The organism is Chryseobacterium sp. MA9, assembly GCF_024399315.1.
In the GTDB taxonomy this organism is placed as follows: domain Bacteria; phylum Bacteroidota; class Bacteroidia; order Flavobacteriales; family Weeksellaceae; genus Chryseobacterium.
The window spans coordinates 2,769,363-2,791,593 of the sequence record NZ_CP075170.1 but is presented as its reverse complement, the minus strand read 5'-3'; the positions used below and the strand labels follow the sequence as shown (position 1 = coordinate 2,791,593).

Here is a 22,231-nt window from a genome sequence, read left to right as displayed (position 1 = left end):
ATGAAGAAAGAAATAAAGTTTAGTTTTATAGATTTATTTTCAGGAATTGGAGGTTTTCGAATGGCATTGGATAATAATGGGGGTGAATGTTTAGGCTTTAGTGAAATAGATAAAGATGCAATTGAAACTTATTGTAGGAATTCAGATGAACCTATTGAGAATAATTTAGGGGATATCAGGAAGATTAAACAACTACCAAAGCATAATTTATTAACTGCTGGTGTGCCTTGTCAAAGTTGGTCAATAGCTGGAAGAAATTTGGGTTTTGATGACGATAGAGGACAGTTATGGAATGATACGATTTTCTTACTACATCAATCGAAGCCAGATGCTTTTATTTTTGAAAATGTAAAAGGCTTGGTTGATCCAAGAAATAAAGAAGCATTAAAATATATTTTAGAGAGGATAAAAGAGGCTGGTTATCATGCGAATTATTATGTATTGAATTCTTTTGATTATGGTGTTCCTCAAAATAGAGTAAGAATTTACATTATTGGATTTAAAAATAAGAAATTTGCAAATAAATTTGTTCTACCTAAACCATTACAAAAAAAAATAAAACTAGCTTCTATTTTATCTGATTTCAATGAACAGCTTATCGATAAAAAAGAAGAAGTATATAAAGATTTATTTGGGGAAATTGTACCACAAAAAACTATGAGCTTGTCAACCAGTAATGGTTTAAATGATTATTTCTTATTTAATGACTTAAGAAATGGTCATTCGACAATTCATTCTTGGGATATTTTAGAAACAACGGAAAGACAAAAGTCAATTTGTTATTTACTGTTGAAAAATAGACGCAAAAGTGCTTATGGTAATCTTGATGGTAATCCTCTATCATTAAAACACTTTCAATCTCTTGATCCATCCATAAAAAAAAATGAAATTGAAAGTTTAGTGGATTTGGGTATTTTCAAAAAAGTTAATTATTCTTATTCAATAAATGGAAATTTAGATTTGGAATTAACTGAAAATGAAAAAGTTATAATTAACAATTGTCCAGGTAATATTCTCATTGTCGATGATTTAAAAACAAATAGAGAGTTAAAATTAAAAAAAATATCTCTATCCAAAACAATACCTTTAATGATTGAAAAAGGGATGTTAGTTCCTATTGAAGTACGTTATGATTTTAAGAATACCAAGATCAGTACAGGATTATATGGGATTAATCGAATTTTCTTGCCAACATCGAATATATTTCCAACTTTAGTGGCTAGTGACACTAATGATTATGTAACAACAGAAGTTATCCGAGCAAAAAATCAAGATGAACACAAAGATTTGTTTATCAACGAAGTTTTTAAGAATAAAAATTATCGTAGAATTACTAAAGAAGAGGCTTGCTTGATTCAAGGGTTTCCTTCGGATTTTCTTCTTCCTGAAAATAGGGCAAGGTGGATGAAATTAATTGGGAATAGTGTTTCGGTGCCTGTAATAGATGCTTTAGCTAAAGCAATAGTTGAAACTGGAGTTTTTGATATTAATAGTGATTTATCATCGGTCAAATTGAAGTCTAATTCTGTAAATACCCATGAAAATCAATTATTAGGTAGCGCAAGAAATGTTTGTTAATAACGACTTTTATATAATGTCTAATTAAAAAAACATTTAAAGTTTAGAATTTGTTTAAAATAAAAAGCAGGCTTAATTAAGCCTGTTTTTTATTATCTTAAATATTCTGATTAATAAGTTTAACGATGCGATCTATTCTTTCTTTCCACTCAATTGTATCTTTGAAGTTGTTATTATTTATTCTGTAAATTGTTTCTGAATGAATAATATCACTCATTTCTGATAATTCCCTTTTTGTGTCAAAGTCTTCTAATCTTTCAAATAATCTCATAAATACAAGAGCAAAAGAAATATTGATATTTATCTCAATGCATATTTTTATTAAGATTGAAATTTGTATTTCTTGTTCAGTTGGTGAACCCGCTACAATCAATATCCACTTATTTTTAACTTGTATGATAAATGTATTATTAAAAATATTCTGAACACTTGATTCTTGCAAAGTACTATCTTTTAGATTTGCAACAACGGCAGAAAGTTTATAAACTTTTGTTGGTTTTAGCTGTATGCAAACCTCTTTTGCGGTTTCGGATTTTCCTGCGTGACTAGCACCATTAATTAAAATTGATTTCATATTAAATTAAGAATTTTAAAAACAATTTAAGTAGTTTTTTTATTATTACAATGTGGAAAACCGTAAAAAGCTTGGTTAATGTAATTTTTGTTATAGAATAAAATTCTTTATTCTTCTAACCGCTGTTTTTAAAATAAGTAATAAATAATAAGAAAAGCTAATGTAAAAAGTAAGAAAAGCAAACAATATCAAAATAAGTGATACATCATCCCAAATGCTGTACTGTTTAAATTCAAATGGTAGAATACATGCTCTCTGAAACTGCAATATCATTTTGCATTGTTAAAAGGATTTTTCCCTTCACGCATAAAAACTGTTCCCATCTTTTGATATTGGATTGGCTGTCCTTTTACGCAAGCTGTATAAATCCCACTTCCAAAGCCATTTTGTGCTCGGATAATAATTACCTCTTTTTCATCAACTCCGTTGTCAATAGCAACAAATTTCTTTAATCTGTTATTTTTGATTGGCTCTTTGAAATCTTTCGGTAAATCACACTCTTTAGCGGTTGGTGATTCTTTCGGTTTTTCTTCCTGCGCGAAGTAAAATGTTGGCACTGCCAATAATAAAGTAAAAATTAATTTTTTCATTGTAATTATTTTTGATTGTTAATAATGTCTATTTGATAAATTCTTCTCTTTGTTTTGATGCTTCGGCATAGCTGTCAAATACGAGAATCTTTCTTTTTCTGATATTCATTCCTGTTGGAACAGCACCGTCCTTATAGAGTGTTTTCTCGAATTCGTCCATTTTTTTGTACTTCGAATCTTCGCTAACGTCTGTCATTTCAATAACATCACTTCCAATACTTTGATAGCGAGACATATTCTCTTTAGTAAGTACAGAATCACTATTTGGGGCTATAATAGCCCATATAATAGCGTATTTGGGTTTTGTTGACGTAATTGACACTGTATCTTGAATAATGCTTGTAGAATCATTAAAAACAGGTGTAGAAGCCTGATAAGTCGTATCTGTGCTAATGGAATCGGAGTTCATATAAACATTATCCCAAGTGTCTCGTTTTTTACAGCTAACTACTACACAAAAAGCCATTAATAAGTAAACTTTTTTCATAATTACTTATTTTTCAGATAATAATGCGATAATTCCAATGAGAATAAAGTGTCCTATGTAAGAAAGAATTCCCCAGACAATCATAAATCCGATTGCTCCGAGAAAAGATTGTGGCTCAGTCCAATTCCATGAAAGAACTCCTGAACCAATAATAACGACTGCATAAAGAATAAATGCTAATACGGGTAAGCATCCGCCCTCATTTGTGTTGCTCATATTTTTATAAATTTTGTTTGATTTTGAGCAACGAAAAAGCAAGTGGTTCTCACTTGCTTTTAGTCTTGAAGGCTCGGCAAAGCCTATACTACATAAAAACAGGATAAGCCACTTGCCTATATGACAAGTGCGCTAAACTGTTTGCATTTTGTAGTATTAAGAATTTTGCCGATTCACAAGACAAAAGCAAAAGTTTTACACTTTTATTTTCCGTTGATGTTCATCTAAAATAGCTTATAAGCTTTTTTGGATAAATCTGTTTATATCAATAATTAAACCATTTTTAATTACAATTGTATGCAAATATCATAAAATTATTAATATGTAATTGTTGTCGCTTTTCAATTTATTAAATAAGTTGCTATTTTTCAATAATATTTAATTTATAAATTTGATGTTATTTTTTTGTATAAAACTATAAATAACATTCTATTTTTTTATATACTCCATCAATTGATGTAGCAATTCCCATCACATCAACAACCTTATCTTCGTAAAGACTTTCAGTGAAAATCGAATTAGCTAAATCTTTTTTATTTGTATGTACTGTTAGTGCTATTTTATGGTGTTTTTCAGAAGAATCAGGATAAAGTCTTGCGCCTCCTTTTCCTGTTTCACTATTTATTCTAAAAACTAATATTCTATAATTTTGGGGAGTTTCGTCAGAAACTACTTTTATTTCTTCATCAGTTGTATCTGTTGATAAAAGTTTTGAATCAACAATAGATTTATAATTACTGTCAATAGTACCATTGCTTAAAAATTGACCTTGGTTAATTATGCCTACTTCTATAGAATTGAAGCTGTCATTTGACTTCATAAATTCACTCACATCAGATAATTTCTCCGCCACGTTATTAATACTATCAATTAGTATATCAGAAACTGTTGATACAGGTTCTTGATGAGAGCTATGAAATATTTCCTTAAAGCTATTTTGGATTATTGAAAAATCCTCCGATTCTTCGGTGTGATTATTTAAAAAATCCTCTTTCTCATGTGGTAACGTTTGGGAAATATAGTTAAGGTATTGATTTATAAATTCAGTCACTTTGTCCTTATCTACCTCAAAAAAATTAAGTTGAGGGTTGGGTATAAAATTAATATCAAAATTTAATCTATAACTTCCTGTGTTAGAAGGCTGTGAAAAAACTTTTGATGTGATTCCGAATATATTTAATGTTTGCAAGCTTTCATTTAAATAATCATATATTTTTGAATTTATGCTATTAATGTCATCTACTAATGCTTTATGGAAATCAGCTAACTTTCCTTTTAAACTAAAAGAATAACTTAAAGATTCAGACACTATATATTTATCTGGAATAAATGATGATTCTAATGGGATATAATCTAATGGTATGTCTGATATAGGTACAAAATAAGATTTAAGGATTTTATTATTATAATTTTTCTCAAGTATAAAAATTTCGTTAGAATTAAGTATTAATTCTCTATAAGATATTTTCTTTTTATAAAAATTACTAAAATCCTTATCGCTAACTATTATTGTAAAATAAATTAAAGTGTTAGTTTCATCGTCTTCATCACAAAACGATCCAATAATTTTATTTCCATATTTGTTTGTCCCTGTGAATAAGATAGGATATTCATCAAAATGCAAAACACTATAGTTGTCTGTTATTACAGGCAATTCAGAATTTGTTAGCTGAGTACTAGTTAAGTTAAGCATCTTGATTTGGTATTAAGGGGATCATTTCAATTAGTTCTAAACGATCAACAGTGAAAGAGTCTTCTTTATAAAAATCATAATGATATTCATTGAATTCTACTTGATGTGGAGTGTGTTTTACTAACCCTGCATTTTCTTTTAATTTGAAAACAGATAGATTATTTTTATGTTTTGGGCTTATTCCTGCAGTGTAGAGATATTTCTCTAATAAAGCTTTGGAACTGCTATCGTTCCAAATCTCAATTGAAACTCCATGAAACCCGCAAATTTCATCACATGTATTTGTTTCGGGAGTTTTATCTCTTTCAAAATGATTTTTAAAGTCTGCATCCTTCATGTCGGGAGCTTTTCTCACTTTTCTAACAAACATATTTGTTAAATCAGCATAAGAATCATTTAAGCAACTACACTCAGTATTACTAGATATCTTTATAAATTGCATATTGAAAAGAAGAGGTTATTATTGTTTTAAACAAATATACACATTCTGCCTAAATTCACTGTTTATTCAAGTGTGATTATTTTTTTTCAAAATTATTCCCATAGTACGTCAAATCTTGTCGTATTTTTTTCCATCTTTTAGTAGCTTGTTTTTAAGGAATTATATTATTCTTAATAAATGTATTAATACAGTACCTATGTTAGTCTAAGGTACACCCCGAAAAGACGTTTTTCCCTATATCCCCCTGTCTTTTAAATTTAAGGCATTATTTTTACTTACCATTTAGTAACCTAAACATTTTTTAGATATTTTTTCAGAGAAGCTTTACAACTTCATAAACCATATAGATGCCATTTTATATAGGTGATTGATTATTCATTGTTTATATTGAAAAAGCAATCAAAAGATTAAATGTATTAAAACAGAGGGGCGATACATTCCTAAAAATGGAATTGATTATTTTCGCAATAAATAAAAACATTAAAAAAGAGCTAAAATTCCATTGTTGAAAATCTAGCTCCTTATATATTCTATATATCTAAAATGGTACTAATTTATTTGAAATCATTTCTATAGTTTGTATCTTTACATCCTTATAAAGCTTTATAATTGAGGTTTATTCAAATAGATTAAATGAGGTTTAATTAGATCAAATAATTACCAAATTTAGTTTTCGGATACAATTTTGGATACAAAACAAAAAAGAGAAAATGTAATTATTTAAAATTCAATAATTTACAAATTCTCTTTAGATTAAAAAGTGGAGTTGGAGGGATTCGAACCCTCGTCCAAACAAGCAATACATAAGATTTCTACATGCTTATTCTACCATTGGTTTTCGACTGAAGGCAGAGGGCAGACACTCAACTTCCAGCTTATCTTCTATAATTTTCGAATTTTAGCCGAAGCGTCTAAAATCTTATTCCTGCATTCCTATATCTCAGGATCAAACGCCGCAGAACAGAGCATTTGTGAGATATCTTGCTTCCTTACTATCTTCAGGAAAACGCTTGATCTACTATACTTCGATATTAAGCTGCAAGAGCGAACTCTTCGTTGCCAGTTAAAGTTTTGTAGCAAGGGATTAAAGAGATCGCGCCACGGTTCTCTGCATGCTTACTTACCCATTGGTCTTGCTGTCGAAACCAGTCAACCCCATGAATAAAGTGAATGCAAAGATAATGCTTTTTGTTTATATTTCATTAATATGGGCGTTTTTTAATGAGAACAGGTCGTGAAATGAATAATTTGAAACTGCTAAGATTTGAATATTTAGTCATTGTGGATAAAAATATTATTATGTGTTAAATGCCTTTAATGCTAGGTTTTTTAAAGGTCATTAGATATGAGAGTGATTCTTTGTAGTAATATATTTTGTGATGTAAGAAAAATTGTCTAGTTTTGCAATCCAAAATGAGATGTAAAATATGTTAATAATTCCAGTAAAAGATGGTGAATCCATCGACAGAGCTTTAAAAAAATACAAGAGAAAATTTGATAAAACAGGTACAGTTCGTCAATTAAGATCTAGACAAGCGTTTATCAAGCCTTCTGTAACTTTGAGACAATCAAGGTTAAAAGCTGCTTACAAACAAAGAGCACTTAGCAAAGAAGAGCAGGCTTAAGATTTTTTCTTAACCATATATTAATTCACTTCTTAAATTCTTATATTTGAGGAGTGAATTTTTATTTTTATACCCATGATGCTGGAAAAGTTTTTAGAATACTTACAATTCGAAAAAAGGTACTCTCCTCATACAGTTACAAGCTACAAAAAAGACCTTGAAGACTTCTCCTATTTCTTTCTCAGAACAGAGTCTTCTGACAATCTGGCTAAAGCAGACAAAAAAATCATCAGAAATTTCATTGTTGAATTAAGTGAAAATAATATTTCCAAAAGAAGTATCAACAGGAAATTATCTTCTCTTCGTAGTTTTTATCTTTTTCTTTTAAAATTAGGTGAAATTAAAGTTTCTCCCACTGAAGGGATTTCTTCCCTGAAGTTTTATGCTGAAAAACAGATTCCTATGTCTAAAGAGGAAATGATGGATCTTAACGAAAGAGTTTTCGAACAACTGCATGATGTGCTTGAAAGATGTATTATGGAAGTTCTTTATCAGACAGGTATGCGTAAAGCGGAACTTTGTGGCCTGATATTTGAGCATGTTGATTTATATGAAAATGAATTAAAAGTAATAGGAAAAGGAAATAAAGAAAGGGTAATTCCTGTTTCCAATGAACTGTCTGAACTTCTTAAAAGTTATCTGGAAATAAGAAATCCACAGACAGAATTTAAATCATATTTTTTTGTAAATAAGAAGGGGAAAAAACTCAATGAAAAATTTGTTTATGTGGTAGTTAATAAGTACCTTAGTCTTATAACAACGAAAGAAAAAAAAAGTCCTCACATCCTCCGTCATAGCTTTGCTACTCACGTGTTGGATAATGGGGCGGAGATCTCCAAAGTGAAAAAAATATTAGGGCATTCCAGTCTTGCCAGTACTCAGGTCTATACGAATGCTAATATTGAACAATTGAAAAAAGTGTTTAATCAGGCTCACCCTCGAGCTTCAAAAAAAGAAGAATTATGAAGATTTCAGTACAATCAATTGGTTTAACTCCACACGAACCACTAGAGTCACACATTGACAAAAAAGTAAGTAAATTAGATACCTTCTATGACAAGATTCAGGAGTGTAAGGTGTTTTTGAAAGTAGAAAATAACGCTGATAAAGTGAACAAAACAACTGAACTTATTCTGGCGGTTCCGGGAGATGATATTGTAGTAAAAAAGACATCTGCAAGTTTTGAAGAAAGTCTGGACCTTTGCGTTGATACTGCTAAAAAGCTATTAATCAAGAAAAAAGAAATGGCGTAGGAAAAAAAGTTAAAAAAAGTTTATAAAAAATTTGAGAATTCAAAAAATCCGTTCTATATTTGCACTCGCAAAAAAGGAACAGCGATCTTTTGAATTCTTTTTTATATTTGCCTCCATAGCTCAGTTGGCCAGAGCACGTGATTTGTAATCTCGGGGTCGTGGGTTCGAATCCCTCTGGAGGCTCATAAAATATAAACTTTTGGGGAGATTCCAGAGTGGCTAAATGGGACTGACTGTAACTCAGTTGCTTCGGCTTCGTAGGTTCGAATCCTGCTCTCCCCACTTTATATTTTTATAAAAAAAAACTTGCAAGATTAAATAAGTTTTCTTAGTTTTGCACAGCGTTTACCAATAGTTTTGGAAACAAAATTGCGGAAGTAGCTCAGTTGGTAGAGCGTCAGCCTTCCAAGCTGAATGTCGCGGGTTCGACCCCCGTCTTCCGCTCAAAAAAATACCCTGATAAGGGTGATTTTTTTTAACACTGAAATCTGTAGAGTAGAGTTTCTCGATCCATTTCAGTCTTTTATTAAAATGCCTCCATAGCTCAGTTGGCCAGAGCACGTGATTTGTAATCTCGGGGTCGTGGGTTCGAATCCCTCTGGAGGCTCATTTTAATATAAAATATCTGGGGAGATTCCAGAGTGGCTAAATGGGACTGACTGTAACTCAGTTGCTTCGGCTTCGTAGGTTCGAATCCTGCTCTCCCCACATTTTATATTATAAAAAACTTGCAAAATTAAATAAGTTTTTTTAGTTTTGCACAGCGTTTACCAATAGTTTTGGAAACAAAATTGCGGAAGTAGCTCAGTTGGTAGAGCGTCAGCCTTCCAAGCTGAATGTCGCGGGTTCGACCCCCGTCTTCCGCTCAAAAAAATCACGCTACTTAGTGTGATTTTTTTAGTTGATGCCGACTTAGCTCAGCGGTAGAGTGCTTCCTTGGTAAGGAAGAGGTCACGGGTTCAAGTCCCGTAGTTGGCTCTCGATTTTCCCGAATTTCTTCGGGAATTTTTTTTATCCCTGCTTTTTGAAATTAAGTATGAAGTGATTTTGTCACTGAAGAAGTTTTATAGTTAAACACGTGCTTAAACAAAATCATCAATTGATTCCATCTCATTTTTTCTTCAGGTCACTTTTCATCTATTATGGATAGTGTACTGTGATGCCTTGGAAATTTTTACTTCATCTTTAGAATCACAATCATAAAATTTTCGTTAAATTCGTGTAAAATAAATTTTGATGAATATTCTTTTATTAGAAGATGATCTCATTCTGTCTGCAGAGCTTTGCCGATTTTTAGAATCAAATAATTTTAACTGTGATAAGATCTATGACGGAGAAACTTTCCTCCGCCAGATAAAAAATAATACTTACGAACTGTATTTGCTGGACATCAATGTTCCTAAAATAAATGGACTTGATGTCTGCCAGACCATCCGTTCCTTTGATAAGAATACGCCGATTATTATCATTTCTGCCTATGGAGATATCTCTGATAAAAAAGATGCCTTCACCAGGCTGGCCGATGATTATCTGGTAAAGCCTTTTCAGTTTGAAGAACTTCTTTTAAGAATGAACTCGCTGCTGAGAAGAAAAGCACCTTCCGATAATTCAGACCAGGATATTCTTAGAATTGATGATCTTATTATCAACAAAACCGAGCAGAAAGTCTATCGTGGAGGAAATGAAATTACCCTTACGTTAAAAGAATTTCAGCTGCTGGTTTATCTTGCGGAGGCGCAGGGAAGAACAGTTTCAAAACAGCAGATCACAGAACATGTCTGGGAACACAATTTTAACACGAATACCAATACAGTAGAAGTTTATATCAATTTCCTGAGGAAAAAGATTGATAAAGATTTTAAAATAAAACTGATCCATACCCGTTCAGGTTTCGGATATTACCTTAGCCCATTATAAATGTCTTTAAAAAGAAAGATAGCATTAACAATCAGTATCGCCTTTTCATTACTTTTTGGAATGGTAATGGCGGTCATTTATTTATCTTTTAATGACTTCAGAAGGGATGAGTTTAAAGAACGTTTCAGGCAGAGGCTTGAATTTACTTCCCATTTCATCTCAAAATCCAAAGACTTTGAGGAGGAGGCTCCGGTTTTCTTCAATGAAAATTCAGATAACATTCTTTTGAATGAAAAGATTTTAATTTTCAATGAGAAAAAAGAGTTGATCTACAGTACAATCAAGGACCGGAATGTCACCTGGGACAGTGCAATGCTTAAAGAACTGGATAAAAAGAAGATTATCTATACGGAAAGAACAGTTCCGGAAATCTATGCTGCACTCAGAACTATTAATGGTGAAGACTATTATATCCTTACCAGCGCCTTTGATACCAATGGAAAATCGAAGTTGGGTTATCTTAAATATCTTTTGATCACGGCTTATGCCATGAGTACTCTTCTTATTGGTTTTTTCAGTTATTATTTTGTGGAAAAGTTTCTGCGTCCGCTGGAAGATCTGAACAAGGAAATTTCTGAAGTAACGGCCCATAAACTTACAACCCAGATTCCTGTTGAGCAGTCTAATGATGAAGTCAGTGTGCTGGCAAAATCATTTAATACAATGATCGGAAGGCTGGATGATGTATTTCAGTCACAAAAGGATTTCACCGCAAGTGCTTCCCACGAGATCAGAACACCTATTACAAGAATGGCATTTCAGCTGGAGAATCTTATCAAATTTGAAGAACATTCTCCGGAAACTCTGTCTTCTTTACAGCAGATTCAGCGGGACGTGTACCAGTTGTCGGATTTGACGAATTCGCTTTTGCTGCTTACTAAATTTGACAAAGAAAATATTCAGAGTATTTATGAGGAAGTAAGGATTGATGAAGTCATCTTTGAAGCTTTTGAAGCAGTAGAGAAAAGTTATCCACAGCTTAAGCTTGATTTCCTGATTAATGAAGACAGTTCCGAAAATGCTTTTCTCATGATAAAAGGAATTCAATCACTATTGGTCATTGTCTTTATTAATCTCTTTAAGAATGCGGCGGTTTATTCTGACAATACGGAAGTGAATGTCTTGATCACCGAAACGAATGATAACCTTTATGTAGAAGTTATTTCCCATGGAAATACTATTTCCGAAGATGAGCAGACCAAACTGTTTGAAGCTTTTACAAGAGGAAATAATGCCCAGAATATTGCGGGATCGGGCCTAGGTCTTAGGATTGTCAAAAGAATTCTGGAATACCATGACGCCGATATCATCTACTCCTCTCCTCAGGAATATATTAATAAATTCACTTTAATTTTTAAGAAATAATATTCAAAAGCAACTGACCTCAAAAGCAGTTGCTTTTTTTTGTTAAACTCAGGATTAAATTTTTGATAGAAAATTCAACTTTTGGAGAATAAAATATCTGTTCAATTGTTGCTTTTTTCTTTGAAACGGCCTGTATAAGGAGATTTTAATTTTATTTTAAGCGTCATTTAAGTTTCTTTTAATAGCATCAGAGCAATTTTGTAATTTAAAAAGAAAAACAATGAACAGAATTGCAGTGCTGTGTCTCGCCGTTTCCTCATTCATGGCAGCACAACAGCAGATGTCTCTTTTGGATTGCGAAGAAGCCTTTCAGAAGAACAACCTCCAGCTGCTCGCCGAACAATACAACATCAATATGGCTGATGCAGATATTCTGCAGGCTAAAATCTGGGAGTTACCACAACTAAGCGGACAGTTCAATGCTTATAATCCCCAGGATAAAAAGATTTTTGATGTAGGACACTCAAAAGGAGCAGGAGTTACTCAATTGATCTATATGGGTGGGAAAAAGAAAAATGAAATTGCTTTTGCCAAATCCAATAAAGAACTTGCACAACTTCAGTTTTCCCAACTGCTGGCTGATTTAAGATCTCAGCTTCGTTCTGCCTACTTCAACCTTTATTACGAAAAGCTAAAACTGGAAAACACCAATAAGCAGTTAGGTTATATGAATGATCTTTTAAACGCTTATCGTGTACAGTCTGCAAAAGGGAACGTTTCGCTTAAAGATGCTGTAAGGTTACAGAGTATTGTGATCCAGCTGAATCATGATAAACTTGAGATCAATAAAAATATTCTGGATTTTGAACAGAATCTAAAAGTTTTAACAGGCGTTTCGGAGGAAATAGAACCTACGATGTCTGAATCTGAAGCTAAAGAATCACTGGCAGCACAGCCATTCGGTGATGAAGAAGAACTGAAAAGCAAAGCGCTGGAAAATAATGCTGATTACCGATACAATCTGAAACTCATTGATAACAGCAAGTTATATGCACAATGGCAGAAATCCCTGAATGTACCGGATGTGACAGTAGGCGCTTCATGGGATCAGGCAGGCGGAACTTTTAATAATGAAGCAAACCTTACCTTAGGAATTCCTTTACCCTTATGGAAAGCGAACCAGGGAAATGTGGTAAAAGCAAACTATGCTATTCAGCAGAATCAGAAAAATGCTGACTTCCAGAAACTGACCCTGGAGACGAAAGTTCAATCTGCTTATAAAACATGGAAAGCTCAGTATGATCAGCTTTTGGACATTAAAACTACAGATCTGCAGAATATGGATCTTGTATACAACGGAATGCTGAACAATTTCAGAAAAGGAAATGTCAACCTGATTGAATTCACAGACTTTATGGATAGTTATAGGGAAACGGCCCTTCAGATCTATGATATGAAAAATGAGATCATGCAGTCAGCAGAACAGCTTAATCAATTAGTACAAACGAAAATCTTCTATTAAAATCATGAAAACATATATTATCTCCGTATTAATGGTCCTTTCATTATTGGCCTGTTCAAAAAAAGAGGAAGAGAAAACCAATCACGCTAAAAAAGGATTCGAGCTGAGCAACACAATGCTGAATTCAATTTCTTTGGCAAAAGTTGAAAAAAAGAATATAGAAGATGAATATAGCTTCTACGGAAAGATATCTGCAGACAAAAACAGCTATATAGATGTTTATCCGTTGGTAGGAGGAAATGTGATGAGTGTAAATGTAGAACTGGGAGACTATGTGAAAAAAGGGCAGGTGCTGGCAACCATCAGAAGCACCGAGCTTGCAGAAATTCAAAAGGATGTAAGTGATGCAAAAACAGATCTGGTAGTGGCAAAAAATAATCTTCGGGTTGCGAAGGAGCTGTACGAAGGAAAACTAAATACGGAAAGAGATGTCCTGGAAGCAAAAAGCCAGTTACAAAAAGCCGAAGATCAGTTGCAGAGAGCTGCAGCAGTAAGTACGGTTTATAATGTGAAAACCGGAAATATATACAGTGTAGTAGCACCCATTAACGGTTATATTGTTCAGAAAAGTATCAATAAAGATATGCAGCTGAGAAGTGACAGAAGTGATAATATCTTTGATGTTGCCAATACTACCAACGTGTGGGCAATTATGAATGTCAACGAATCGGATATTGATAAAATCAGTCTGGGAATGAAAGCTCAGGTATCTACTCTGTCTTATCCGGATAAGGTTTTTGACGGGAAAATTGATAAAATATTCAAGATTATTGATCCGCAGACCAACGCTATGCAGGCAAGAGTGGTATTGGATAATGCCAATGGACTTCTCATTCCGGACAGTAAAGCAACTATAAAAGTTTCCAGCCTGGAAAGCAGTACTATGCTGACTGTTCCGTCCAAAGCAGTGATTTTTGATGATAACAAAAGCTTTGTAGTGATTTTTAAATCCAGAACAGATGTGAAGGTCAGAGAAATTAAAGTCTTAAAGCAGGTAGGAGATGTCACCTATATTGCAGACGGGCTGAAAGAAGGAGAGGAAGTGATTACCAACAACCAGCTGCTGATATACCGTTCACTGAACAGTTAGTCTTAATTAAACCATTAAGAATATTGATATTTTTCTTTAACGGCTTTTTTAGGTCATCAATTTATCTATCATGAATAAATTCATAAAAAATATAATCGCTTTTTCATTAAAAAATAAAGCATTTACCTTTATCTGGGTAGCGATTTTAGCTATCTCCGGTTTTATAAGTTTCAAAAATATGCCTATTGAAGCTTTCCCGGATGTTACCAATACTCAGATTGTAATCATTACTCAGTGGAATGGGCGTAGTGCAGAAGAAGTAGAACGTTTTGTCACTACACCTATCGAATTGGCGATGAGCCCGGTTCAGAAAAAAACAAGTGTGAGAAGCACCACAATGTTTGGACTTTCTATTGTTAAAATTCTGTTTGACGATGGGGTGGACGATACTTTTGCCAGAAATCAGGTCAACAACCAATTAAGAACTATTAGCCTTCCTGATGAGGTAGATCCGGAAGTACAGCCGCCCTACGGGCCAACCGGTGAGATTTTCAGATATACGCTGGAAAGTAAAACAAAAGATTCGAGAGCATTACTTACTCTGCAAAATTGGGTCATAGACCGTGCTTTAAGAGGTGTCCCAGGTGTAGCGGATATCAATGTTTTCGGAGGTCAGGATAAAGTTTTTGAATTAAGTATAGACCCAAGAGCATTGGATAAATACAACCTTACTCCACTTCAGGTATATGATGCTGTCACCAAAAGTAACCTGAATGTAGGAGGTGATGTCATTGAAAAAAATGGCCAAGCCTATGTAGTAAGGGGGATAGGTTTGGTGAAGTCAGTAGCCGATATCGGAAATATTACTATTCAGAATGACAGCGGAAACCCTGTTCTGGTAAAAAATGTAGCAGAAGTTCATGAAAGCTCTATGCCTAGAGTAGGACAAGCTGCCCTGAACCATCACGATGATACGGTGGAAGGAATTGTGGTGATGAGAAAAGGAGAGAACCCAAGGGAGGTTTTAGTTGGAGTGAAGGCTAAAATTAAAGAACTTAACGAAAAGATACTTCCAAAAGATGTCAAAATGGTTACTTTCTATGATCGTGACAATCTGATGGATTTTACCACTCATACCGTAATGCATAACCTTATCGAAGGAATTGTACTGGTAACGGTAATCGTTTTAATCTTTATGGCCGACTGGAGAACAACATTAATAGTCTCCATCATCATTCCTCTATCCTTACTCTTTGCATTTTTATGTTTAAAGCTGGCTGGAATGAGCGCCAACCTGCTTTCATTAGGAGCAGTTGACTTTGGGATTATCATAGACGGAGCCGTCGTCATGGTAGAAGGTCTCTTTGTAATGTTGGATCATAAAGCGAAACGGTATGGAATGGAGAAGTTTAATAAACTCGCAAAAGGAGGCTGGATCAAACAGACTGGAACCGGATTAGGAAAAGCGATCTTCTTTTCAAAATTAATCATCATTACCTCCCTGATTCCTATTTTCTCATTTCAGAAAGTAGAAGGAAAGATGTTCTCTCCTTTGGCTTTTACATTAGGGTTTGCATTAATTGGTGCATTAATATTTACATTAACATTGGTTCCTGTTCTTTCACATATCCTTTTAAATAAAAATGTAAGAGAAAAAAATAATCCATTTGTTAATTTCTGGGATAGAATCGTTTTGAAAGGCTTTAATTTAACATTTAAGCATAAAAAAATGAGTATGATCGTTGCCATCTCATTCCTGGCGGTCACTTTATTTTCCGGTAAATTTTTGGGAACAGAATTCCTGCCTCAGTTGAATGAAGGTTCACTTTGGATTACGGCCGAAATGCCAATGAGTTCCTCATTAAAAGAATCTCTGAAAACAGCGGACCTTTTAAAGAAAGACATTATGAGCTTTTCAGAAGTTACAGACGTTCTTGCACAGACGGGGAGAAGTAATGATGGGACAGACCCTAATGGATTTGGATTCGTACAGTTTGCTGTTAACCTTAAGCCAAGGGAAGAATGGAAGCGTAAGATTACCTATGATGAGTTGATTAATGAAATTGATAAAAAGCTCAGAAGTTACCAAGGAATTACCTTCAACTATTCCCAGCCGATTTCGGATAATGTAGCTGAAGCAGTAGCAGGTTTTAAAGCCGAAAACGGAATCAAAATCTATGGTGATAATCTGGAAACTCTGGATAAAATAGCCAATGAAGTTTTATTAAAAATTAAAGATGTAGAAGGGGTAAAAGACCCTGGAATTATTAAAAATATCGGCCAGCCGGAAGTAAGTGTTGTACTGGACAGAGATAAAATGGCGGCTTACGGTGTAATGCCGGCAGATGCACAGGCCGTATTGGAGATGGCTTTTGGTGGGAAAACGGCTTCAGAAATGTTTGATGGCGAAAGGAAATTCCCGATCCGTCTGCGCTATTCTCAGGAATACAGGACCAATGAAAACGATATTGCAGCTTTGATGGTTCCTACACAGGATGGAGCAAAGATTCCTTTAAAAGAAATAAGTACCATCGTTAAAGATAACGGAGCTGCATTTATTTATCGGGATAATATCAAGCGGTATATTGGGGTTAAATTCTCAATCCGTGATAGAGATTTGGGAAGCACAATTGCCGATGCCCAGAAAAAAGTTGAAACTATTGAACTTCCGGACGGTTATTCTGTGGGATGGACCGGTCAGTTTGAAAATCAGCAGCGAGCCTCTCACAGATTGGCACAGGTAGTACCCGTGAGTATTCTGATGATTTTCTTCCTGTTGTTTATCCTGTTTGGAAATATGAAAGATTCCCTTCTTGTATTGGCCAACGTTCCTTTTGCTTTAATAGGGGGAATCATCGCATTGCATGTTACCGGAATCAATTTTGGAATCTCTGCCGGAGTAGGTATGATTGCTCTTCTGGGAATTTGTATCCAGAACGGAGTGATTCTTATCACAGAATTTCATCAGAATGTGAAAGACGGTCTTGATATAGACTCTGCGATATTAAATGGGGTAAAATCCAGAACAAGACCCGTAATTATGACAGCGCTTATGGCCTCTATCGGATTGATGCCGGCAGCATTGTCTACGGGAATCGGGTCGGAATCTCAAAAACCTCTGGCCATTGTCATTATTGGAGGGCTGATTACCGCTACCGTGCTTACACTGCTTATTTTTCCAATTATTTTCTGGATATTCAACCGGACAAAAAAGCTCAGCCAGATGTGATTTTTCTTTCATTTATATATTAATTGAGCCTGGAATATTCTGTATTTCAGGCTTTTTAATAAAAGGTTTCAGAAAGTTTTTTTCAATTCGGAAAATTGTGTAAATTTGCAGTCTCAATACGTTAAATATAAGGTTTGTCCTTCACTGGATGAGAATATTGAAAGTTTTTTTAATAAAAAGTTTTTGGTATTTAAAAATTCATTATATTTGCACACCGAAAATTTGAAAAACAATAAATAAATAATTTTAAATCATGGCAAAGGAAACGTTTAATCGTAACAAACCACACTTGAACATTGGTACTATTGGTCACGTTGACCATGGTAAAACTACTCTTACAGCTGCTATTTCTGCTGTATTAGCTAGCAAAGGTCTTGCTGAGAAAAAAGACTTCTCTGCAATTGACTCTGCTCCAGAAGAAAAAGAAAGAGGTATTACTATCAATACTGCTCACATCGAATACGAAACTGAAAAAAGACACTATGCTCACGTTGACTGTCCAGGTCACGCCGACTATGTTAAGAACATGGTAACTGGTGCTGCTCAAATGGATGGAGCTATCGTAGTATGTGCTGCAACTGACGGTCCAATGCCTCAGACTAGAGAACATATCCTACTTTGCCGTCAGGTAAACGTACCAAGAATCGTTGTTTTCATGAACAAAGTTGACATGGTAGATGATCCAGAGTTATTAGAGCTTGTTGAAATGGAGCTTAGAGACTTACTATCTACTTACGAATTTGACGGAGATAACTCTCCAGTAATTCAAGGTTCTGCATTAGGAGCTCTTACTGCAGCTACTGCATCTCCTGCTAACACAGAAGATAAGTGGTTCAAGAGCGTTGAAGAATTGATGGATGCTGTTGATACTTGGATCGAGCAACCACCAAGAGATACTGAAAAGCCATTCTTGATGCCAATCGAAGACGTATTCTCTATTACAGGTAGAGGTACTGTAGCAACTGGTAGAATCGAGGCTGGTGTTATCAACACTGGTGATCCAGTTGATATCGTAGGTATGGGTGACGAGAAATTAACTTCTACTATTACAGGAGTTGAAATGTTCAGAAAGATCCTAGATAGAGGTGAAGCTGGAGATAACGTAGGTCTATTGTTGAGAGGTATTGAAAAAACTGACATCAAGAGAGGTATGGTTATCGCTAAGAAAGATTCAGTTAAGCCACACAAAAAATTCAAAGCTTCTGTTTATATCCTTTCTAAAGAAGAAGGTGGACGTCACACTCCATTCCACAACAAATACCGTCCTCAGTTCTACGTAAGAACTACTGACGTTACAGGTGAAATCTTCTTACCAGAAGGTGTAGAAATGGTAATGCCTGGTGATAACTTAGAGATCACTGTAGAATTGTTACAACCAATCGCTCTTAACGTAGGTCTTAGATTTGCGATCAGAGAAGGAGGTAGAACAGTTGGTTCAGGTCAGGTTACTGAAATCTTAGACTAATTATCTTAAAATAAATAAAGCTTCCGAAAGGAAACTCTCGGAAGCTTTTATCTACGGGCATCGTCCAATGGTAGGATACCGGTCTCCAAAACCGTTGATCAGGGTTCGAATCCTTGTGCCCGTGCAAATATAAATTATGAGTTCATTTGTCGATTTTTTAAAAGGTTCTTATAACGAATTCAGACATAAAGTTGAATGGCCAAAGTGGGCTGACCTTCAGTCATCTACTATTGTAGTGACTATTGCGACAGTGATTCTGGCATTGTTCACTTTTGGAGTTGATGAATTGTTTTCTAAATCAATCAGCAACATCATAGGAATGCTAATCAACTTGTTCAATTAATTAAAAGTATTTTCCCATAATGAGCGAATTGAAATGGTATGTGCTGAAAGCAATCAGCGGACAGGAAAATAAAGTGAAAAACTATATTGAGACAGAAATCAAACGTCTAGGGTTTGATCAGTACGTTACTCAAGTGGTTATTCCTATGGAAAAGGTTATTCAAATTAGAAACGGAAAAAAAGTTCCTAAAGAGAGACCTTATTACCCTGGATACTTGATGATTGAAGCTGACCTGATGGGAGAGATTCCTCACGTTATCAAGAATATTCCCGGAGTTATTTCTTTCTTAAGTTTAACTAAAGGAGGAGATCCTGTTCCAATGAGAAAATCTGAGGTTAACAGAATGCTTGGAAGAATGGATGAACTTTCAGAATTTGCAAGCGATGTTGAAATTCCTTATGTAGTAGGTGAAAACGTTAAAGTAATCGATGGACCTTTCAACGGATTCAATGGTACAGTTGAGAAAATTCTTGAAGACAAAAAGAAAATTGAAGTTTCTGTATTGATCTTCGGTAGAAAAACTCCAATGGAACTGAGCTACATGCAAGTAGAAAAAGTATAACAATTACTTATAAAAATATAAAAAGACTGCTATTAAGCAGTCTTTTTGCTTTTTCTAGAAATTTGATTTTAAAAAAATATTGCTGTTGTTCAGTAGTATTTTCAAGCACAGATATCCTGTTGGTTGCTTCTAAGAAGGACTTTACTTCAATGTAATTACTACCTCTTTAGAATTTTTTCTTAATTAAAGTCTTATGAATTCTTTAATTTATTTTCAGCTGGCATAGTTCTTGCAACCAAGCTGTTAACTAATCCATAAAATTTTATGTTTTTATTTCATACACTGTTTACAGGCGTATGAAAATTCTATGTTTTTAACTAAAAAATGTAAAGTTTCGATTAGCTATTCAAAACACAAGCCTTATATAAACACATAACCCAATGACAAAAATTATTTCGATGGTCATTCTGGTGGGTACTTCCGTACTCGCAAGTGCGCAGGTTGGTATCAATACTGCGAACCCGGAAAAAGAACTTACCGTGAACGGTACAATGAAGACATCAGGAGTTGTTTTCAAGCAACCCCTGGAGAAACTGAAAGCAGATGAGAATTACACTTTCATTATCAAATCTCCAGCTCCGGAAAACAAAATTACAGCGTACAACGATTCCTTTGTACCCAATTCTCCGGCACCGATTAATCTTGTTCAATTTAAAATTACCTGTGATCCTTCAGACAAGGATTGGGTAAATCAATTTGACACAAAGATCAATTCTAGTAAATTTTTGGTGGTAATTTCTTCCTTTGGATTTACACAGCCTACAAGAACTTTTTCTGCAGATTGGCTTACACCGGTACCTCAGATTTTTGCTTATTCTGCAGGAGGAACATGGAAGCTTAAAGCAGATTATCAGGGGTTTTCTCCGGATGCCTCTTTTCCTACAGGAGTTTGGACACTGAATTTACTGGTATTTGACAGGTCATATGCCAAAGATTTTAATTCTACACAAAGTCTTAATGCTTCAACAACTGGTGCTGCTGCAGCTCCATTAATTCAATAAAACAAACACTTATGAAAAAAATTATTGCGATACTCTTTACGGGTTTTGCTGCTTTAAGCATTAATGCACAAGTTGGAATTAACACTAATACACCCAAAGGAACTCTCGATGTTGAAGGAGAAACATTGGTAGAGTCCTACTTAATAGATACTGAAAATACGAAGGCAAGCGGAAACTATCTTCTTCTTACTCGTTCAAAAGATACTTCACCGGTAGGTAAGGTAAAGCTGTTGGATATATCGCTCCGTAATGTAGCCCCTGTAAATATGTATAATATTGTATTGAAAAATGTGAGACAGGATGAAGTTGTAAATCTCAATACAGGATTAGATGTAAGTAAATATGTAGTGGCAATTACAGGTGCTGTTTTTACAGGAGCGGTTTCAGCAGCTAATACGACGACCAGCCCAAAATCATTTGGCTCTTATTCTACTGAAGTTACTCAGATAGCAAGTGGAGGTAAAAATTATCATGCGATTAATTTAAGTTTTAAAGGAGCTGGTACCGTTTCATCACAAAATGGAACATGGACTCTTACCCTGAATGTCTTTGAAAAATCACTAGTTAAAGATTGGGGAACTTTCAATGGTTCAGTTTCAGCATCTGCTTCACCGGCTTATTCAGGAGTATCAACCAATACGCCTCTAGGGCTTCAATAAAAAAACTATGAAAGGAAAAATTTATATCACAATAATCTTGTGTCTGGGGATATTTTTGAATGCCCAGAAAGGAAAAGTAGGAGTGAATACTGCTAATCCCACAGAGACACTTGACGTTAACGGGAAAACATATACAAATTCTTTATATCTGAGAAATCCTGGAGAACCTACCATGACAGGGGGGAGCTTTTTAGCAACTTCGCAGAATGGTTTACAATTGTATGATCCTGCTTTGGAAAGCAGCGGACTGTTCAATTACCTTAAGCTTACTCTTACTGGAGTATCAGGTACAGGAATTTCGGATTATGATACCAAAATTGATGCAAATAATTTTTTGGTTGTACTTCATAACTATTCTTTCAAACTGAATGACGGGAATACCAATGTGATGCTTGATTATGGCGATAACGGTATTAATGACAACAAACAGGGATCACCTGATGTTGTTGCTTTCAAAAGTAACGGGACATGGCATATAAGAGCAAGATTTACAGACAGTAGAATTATTGCTGTGAATTCATCCAATCCATCAAGAAGTTACAATAATTTTACGGTAGATCTTTATCTGATGGCTTACAGAAGGCTGATTACAAAACAAAATATCAGTGATGTTAATGCTGATCTTGGAGGGAATAATGGTTCTACCCAAACGATTACCAAACCATCAGGTTTTTAGTACGTTTTTGATTCTATAAATAAAAAGAAGGACAGATATCTGTCCTTCTTTTTTTAATCGGGTG

The 22,231-nt window shown here is 34.4% G+C and carries 21 protein-coding genes, 8 tRNA genes and 1 other RNA gene; 23 read left to right on the top strand and 7 right to left on the bottom strand.

Features of this window, described 5'->3' with window-relative positions; genetic code table 11:
• On the top strand, nucleotides 1-1,578 hold the full coding sequence (gene dcm, locus KIK00_RS12690) for a DNA (cytosine-5-)-methyltransferase (RefSeq protein WP_255812755.1): 1,578 nt from the start codon (nucleotides 1-3) through the stop codon (nucleotides 1,576-1,578).
• 97 nt (nucleotides 1,579-1,675) lie between these two features.
• Here the strand turns inward: dcm and KIK00_RS12685 are convergent, their stop codons facing one another.
• The 7 genes from KIK00_RS12685 to ssrA all read right to left on the bottom strand — a co-directional run bounded on the left by KIK00_RS12685 (nucleotide 1,676) and on the right by ssrA (nucleotide 6,737).
• Nucleotides 1,676-2,152: a hypothetical protein gene (locus KIK00_RS12685; RefSeq protein ID WP_255812754.1), complete on the bottom strand. Its 477-nt coding sequence runs from the start codon at nucleotides 2,150-2,152 to the stop codon at nucleotides 1,676-1,678.
• Nucleotides 2,153-2,421: 269 nt separating this feature from the next.
• Nucleotides 2,422-2,742: a hypothetical protein gene (locus tag KIK00_RS12680; RefSeq protein ID WP_255812753.1), complete on the bottom strand. Its 321-nt coding sequence runs from the start codon at nucleotides 2,740-2,742 to the stop codon at nucleotides 2,422-2,424.
• 28 nt (nucleotides 2,743-2,770) lie between these two features.
• Nucleotides 2,771-3,151 carry a hypothetical protein gene (locus tag KIK00_RS12675; protein ID WP_255812752.1) on the bottom strand — a complete coding sequence of 127 codons (381 nt, stop codon included), beginning with the start codon at nucleotides 3,149-3,151 and terminating at the stop codon, nucleotides 2,771-2,773.
• A gap of 84 nt (nucleotides 3,152-3,235) precedes the next feature.
• Complete coding sequence (locus KIK00_RS12670) at nucleotides 3,236-3,445, bottom strand: hypothetical protein (RefSeq protein ID WP_255812751.1); 210 nt, start codon at nucleotides 3,443-3,445, stop codon at nucleotides 3,236-3,238.
• A 415-nt stretch (nucleotides 3,446-3,860) separates the two neighbouring features.
• Nucleotides 3,861-5,138, bottom strand: a complete 1,278-nt coding sequence (locus tag KIK00_RS12665; protein WP_255812750.1) for a hypothetical protein — start codon at nucleotides 5,136-5,138, stop codon at nucleotides 3,861-3,863.
• Nucleotides 5,131-5,475 (bottom strand): hypothetical protein, encoded by a 345-nt coding sequence (locus KIK00_RS12660; protein ID WP_255812748.1) that lies wholly within the window; start codon nucleotides 5,473-5,475, stop codon nucleotides 5,131-5,133. Before KIK00_RS12660 ends, KIK00_RS12665 begins: the two co-directional genes overlap by 8 nt.
• Before the next feature lie 863 nt (nucleotides 5,476-6,338).
• Nucleotides 6,339-6,737, bottom strand: a transfer-messenger RNA (tmRNA) gene (gene ssrA / locus KIK00_RS12655).
• 270 nt (nucleotides 6,738-7,007) lie between these two features.
• On the opposite strand from ssrA, the gene rpsU reads away from it, so the two are divergent.
• The 22 genes from rpsU (at nucleotide 7,008) to KIK00_RS12545 (ending at nucleotide 22,167) form a co-directional block, all read left to right on the top strand.
• Nucleotides 7,008-7,205, top strand: coding sequence for a 30S ribosomal protein S21 (gene rpsU, locus KIK00_RS12650; protein ID WP_047379266.1), 198 nt, complete (start codon nucleotides 7,008-7,010; stop codon nucleotides 7,203-7,205).
• A 78-nt stretch (nucleotides 7,206-7,283) separates the two neighbouring features.
• Nucleotides 7,284-8,171 carry a tyrosine-type recombinase/integrase gene (locus KIK00_RS12645; protein WP_255816671.1) on the top strand — a complete coding sequence of 296 codons (888 nt, stop codon included), beginning with the start codon at nucleotides 7,284-7,286 and terminating at the stop codon, nucleotides 8,169-8,171.
• A complete protein-coding gene (locus KIK00_RS12640) occupies nucleotides 8,168-8,458 on the top strand; it encodes an HPF/RaiA family ribosome-associated protein (RefSeq protein WP_047386085.1) in 291 nt (96 codons plus the stop codon). The genes KIK00_RS12645 and KIK00_RS12640 overlap by 4 nt, the downstream gene beginning before the upstream one ends.
• 109 nt (nucleotides 8,459-8,567) lie before the next feature.
• Nucleotides 8,568-8,641 (top strand) — tRNA-Thr (locus tag KIK00_RS12635).
• Nucleotides 8,642-8,659: 18 nt separating this feature from the next.
• Nucleotides 8,660-8,740: transfer RNA gene (locus KIK00_RS12630), tRNA-Tyr, on the top strand.
• Nucleotides 8,741-8,829: 89 nt separating this feature from the next.
• Nucleotides 8,830-8,902: transfer RNA gene (locus tag KIK00_RS12625), tRNA-Gly, on the top strand.
• 89 nt (nucleotides 8,903-8,991) lie between these two features.
• Nucleotides 8,992-9,065: transfer RNA gene (locus tag KIK00_RS12620), tRNA-Thr, on the top strand.
• A gap of 20 nt (nucleotides 9,066-9,085) precedes the next feature.
• Nucleotides 9,086-9,166 (top strand) — tRNA-Tyr (locus KIK00_RS12615).
• A gap of 85 nt (nucleotides 9,167-9,251) precedes the next feature.
• Nucleotides 9,252-9,324, top strand: a tRNA-Gly gene (locus KIK00_RS12610).
• 40 nt (nucleotides 9,325-9,364) lie between these two features.
• Nucleotides 9,365-9,436, top strand: a tRNA-Thr gene (locus KIK00_RS12605).
• Nucleotides 9,437-9,694: 258 nt separating this feature from the next.
• Nucleotides 9,695-10,375 carry a response regulator transcription factor gene (locus KIK00_RS12600; RefSeq protein ID WP_047379264.1) on the top strand — a complete coding sequence of 227 codons (681 nt, stop codon included), beginning with the start codon at nucleotides 9,695-9,697 and terminating at the stop codon, nucleotides 10,373-10,375.
• Complete coding sequence (locus tag KIK00_RS12595) at nucleotides 10,376-11,740, top strand: ATP-binding protein (RefSeq protein ID WP_255812747.1); 1,365 nt, start codon at nucleotides 10,376-10,378, stop codon at nucleotides 11,738-11,740.
• 220 nt (nucleotides 11,741-11,960) lie between these two features.
• A complete protein-coding gene (locus KIK00_RS12590) occupies nucleotides 11,961-13,202 on the top strand; it encodes a TolC family protein (RefSeq protein WP_255812746.1) in 1,242 nt (413 codons plus the stop codon).
• A 4-nt stretch (nucleotides 13,203-13,206) separates the two neighbouring features.
• On the top strand, nucleotides 13,207-14,292 hold the full coding sequence (locus KIK00_RS12585) for an efflux RND transporter periplasmic adaptor subunit (protein WP_255812745.1): 1,086 nt from the start codon (nucleotides 13,207-13,209) through the stop codon (nucleotides 14,290-14,292).
• Between the two features lie 70 nt (nucleotides 14,293-14,362).
• Nucleotides 14,363-17,461, top strand: coding sequence for an efflux RND transporter permease subunit (locus KIK00_RS12580; protein WP_255812744.1), 3,099 nt, complete (start codon nucleotides 14,363-14,365; stop codon nucleotides 17,459-17,461).
• A gap of 253 nt (nucleotides 17,462-17,714) precedes the next feature.
• Entirely contained in the window at nucleotides 17,715-18,926 is a 1,212-nt protein-coding gene (tuf, locus tag KIK00_RS12575) for an elongation factor Tu (RefSeq protein WP_034687396.1), read from the top strand.
• Nucleotides 18,927-18,979: 53 nt separating this feature from the next.
• Nucleotides 18,980-19,050 (top strand) — tRNA-Trp (locus KIK00_RS12570).
• A 12-nt stretch (nucleotides 19,051-19,062) separates the two neighbouring features.
• Entirely contained in the window at nucleotides 19,063-19,269 is a 207-nt protein-coding gene (gene secE / locus KIK00_RS12565; RefSeq protein WP_045501119.1) for a preprotein translocase subunit SecE, read from the top strand.
• A 19-nt stretch (nucleotides 19,270-19,288) separates the two neighbouring features.
• Nucleotides 19,289-19,831: a transcription termination/antitermination protein NusG gene (gene nusG / locus KIK00_RS12560; protein ID WP_047379257.1), complete on the top strand. Its 543-nt coding sequence runs from the start codon at nucleotides 19,289-19,291 to the stop codon at nucleotides 19,829-19,831.
• A 380-nt stretch (nucleotides 19,832-20,211) separates the two neighbouring features.
• Nucleotides 20,212-20,832 carry a hypothetical protein gene (locus tag KIK00_RS12555; RefSeq protein ID WP_255812743.1) on the top strand — a complete coding sequence of 207 codons (621 nt, stop codon included), beginning with the start codon at nucleotides 20,212-20,214 and terminating at the stop codon, nucleotides 20,830-20,832.
• A gap of 11 nt (nucleotides 20,833-20,843) precedes the next feature.
• Complete coding sequence (locus KIK00_RS12550) at nucleotides 20,844-21,491, top strand: hypothetical protein (RefSeq protein ID WP_255812742.1); 648 nt, start codon at nucleotides 20,844-20,846, stop codon at nucleotides 21,489-21,491.
• Between the two features lie 7 nt (nucleotides 21,492-21,498).
• Complete coding sequence (locus tag KIK00_RS12545; RefSeq protein ID WP_255812741.1) at nucleotides 21,499-22,167, top strand: hypothetical protein; 669 nt, start codon at nucleotides 21,499-21,501, stop codon at nucleotides 22,165-22,167.
• Nucleotides 22,168-22,231: the final 64 nt, after the last annotated feature.

Bases quoted from the DNA above. Each gene is read 5' to 3' on its own strand.
- KIK00_RS12680 (WP_255812753.1), bottom strand. From the start codon at position 2,742: ATGAAAAAATTAATTTTTACTTTATTATTGGCAGTGCCAACATTTTAC.
- tuf (WP_034687396.1), top strand. From the start codon at position 17,715: ATGGCAAAGGAAACGTTTAATCGTAACAAACCACACTTGAACATTGGT.
- KIK00_RS12645 (WP_255816671.1), top strand. From the start codon at position 7,284: ATGCTGGAAAAGTTTTTAGAATACTTACAATTCGAAAAAAGGTACTCT.
- KIK00_RS12600 (WP_047379264.1), top strand. From the start codon at position 9,695: ATGAATATTCTTTTATTAGAAGATGATCTCATTCTGTCTGCAGAGCTT.
- KIK00_RS12660 (WP_255812748.1), bottom strand. From the start codon at position 5,475: ATGAAGGATGCAGACTTTAAAAATCATTTTGAAAGAGATAAAACTCCC.
- KIK00_RS12545 (WP_255812741.1), top strand. From the start codon at position 21,499: ATGAAAGGAAAAATTTATATCACAATAATCTTGTGTCTGGGGATATTT.
- KIK00_RS12665 (WP_255812750.1), bottom strand. From the start codon at position 5,138: ATGCTTAACTTAACTAGTACTCAGCTAACAAATTCTGAATTGCCTGTA.
- KIK00_RS12640 (WP_047386085.1), top strand. From the start codon at position 8,168: ATGAAGATTTCAGTACAATCAATTGGTTTAACTCCACACGAACCACTA.
- KIK00_RS12555 (WP_255812743.1), top strand. From the start codon at position 20,212: ATGACAAAAATTATTTCGATGGTCATTCTGGTGGGTACTTCCGTACTC.
- KIK00_RS12585 (WP_255812745.1), top strand. From the start codon at position 13,207: ATGAAAACATATATTATCTCCGTATTAATGGTCCTTTCATTATTGGCC.
- KIK00_RS12550 (WP_255812742.1), top strand. From the start codon at position 20,844: ATGAAAAAAATTATTGCGATACTCTTTACGGGTTTTGCTGCTTTAAGC.
- KIK00_RS12595 (WP_255812747.1), top strand. From the start codon at position 10,376: ATGTCTTTAAAAAGAAAGATAGCATTAACAATCAGTATCGCCTTTTCA.
- KIK00_RS12670 (WP_255812751.1), bottom strand. From the start codon at position 3,445: ATGAGCAACACAAATGAGGGCGGATGCTTACCCGTATTAGCATTTATT.
- dcm (WP_255812755.1), top strand. From the start codon at position 1: ATGAAGAAAGAAATAAAGTTTAGTTTTATAGATTTATTTTCAGGAATT.
- KIK00_RS12580 (WP_255812744.1), top strand. From the start codon at position 14,363: ATGAATAAATTCATAAAAAATATAATCGCTTTTTCATTAAAAAATAAA.
- rpsU (WP_047379266.1), top strand. From the start codon at position 7,008: ATGTTAATAATTCCAGTAAAAGATGGTGAATCCATCGACAGAGCTTTA.
- nusG (WP_047379257.1), top strand. From the start codon at position 19,289: ATGAGCGAATTGAAATGGTATGTGCTGAAAGCAATCAGCGGACAGGAA.
- secE (WP_045501119.1), top strand. From the start codon at position 19,063: ATGAGTTCATTTGTCGATTTTTTAAAAGGTTCTTATAACGAATTCAGA.
- KIK00_RS12685 (WP_255812754.1), bottom strand. From the start codon at position 2,152: ATGAAATCAATTTTAATTAATGGTGCTAGTCACGCAGGAAAATCCGAA.
- KIK00_RS12590 (WP_255812746.1), top strand. From the start codon at position 11,961: ATGAACAGAATTGCAGTGCTGTGTCTCGCCGTTTCCTCATTCATGGCA.
- KIK00_RS12675 (WP_255812752.1), bottom strand. From the start codon at position 3,151: ATGAACTCCGATTCCATTAGCACAGATACGACTTATCAGGCTTCTACA.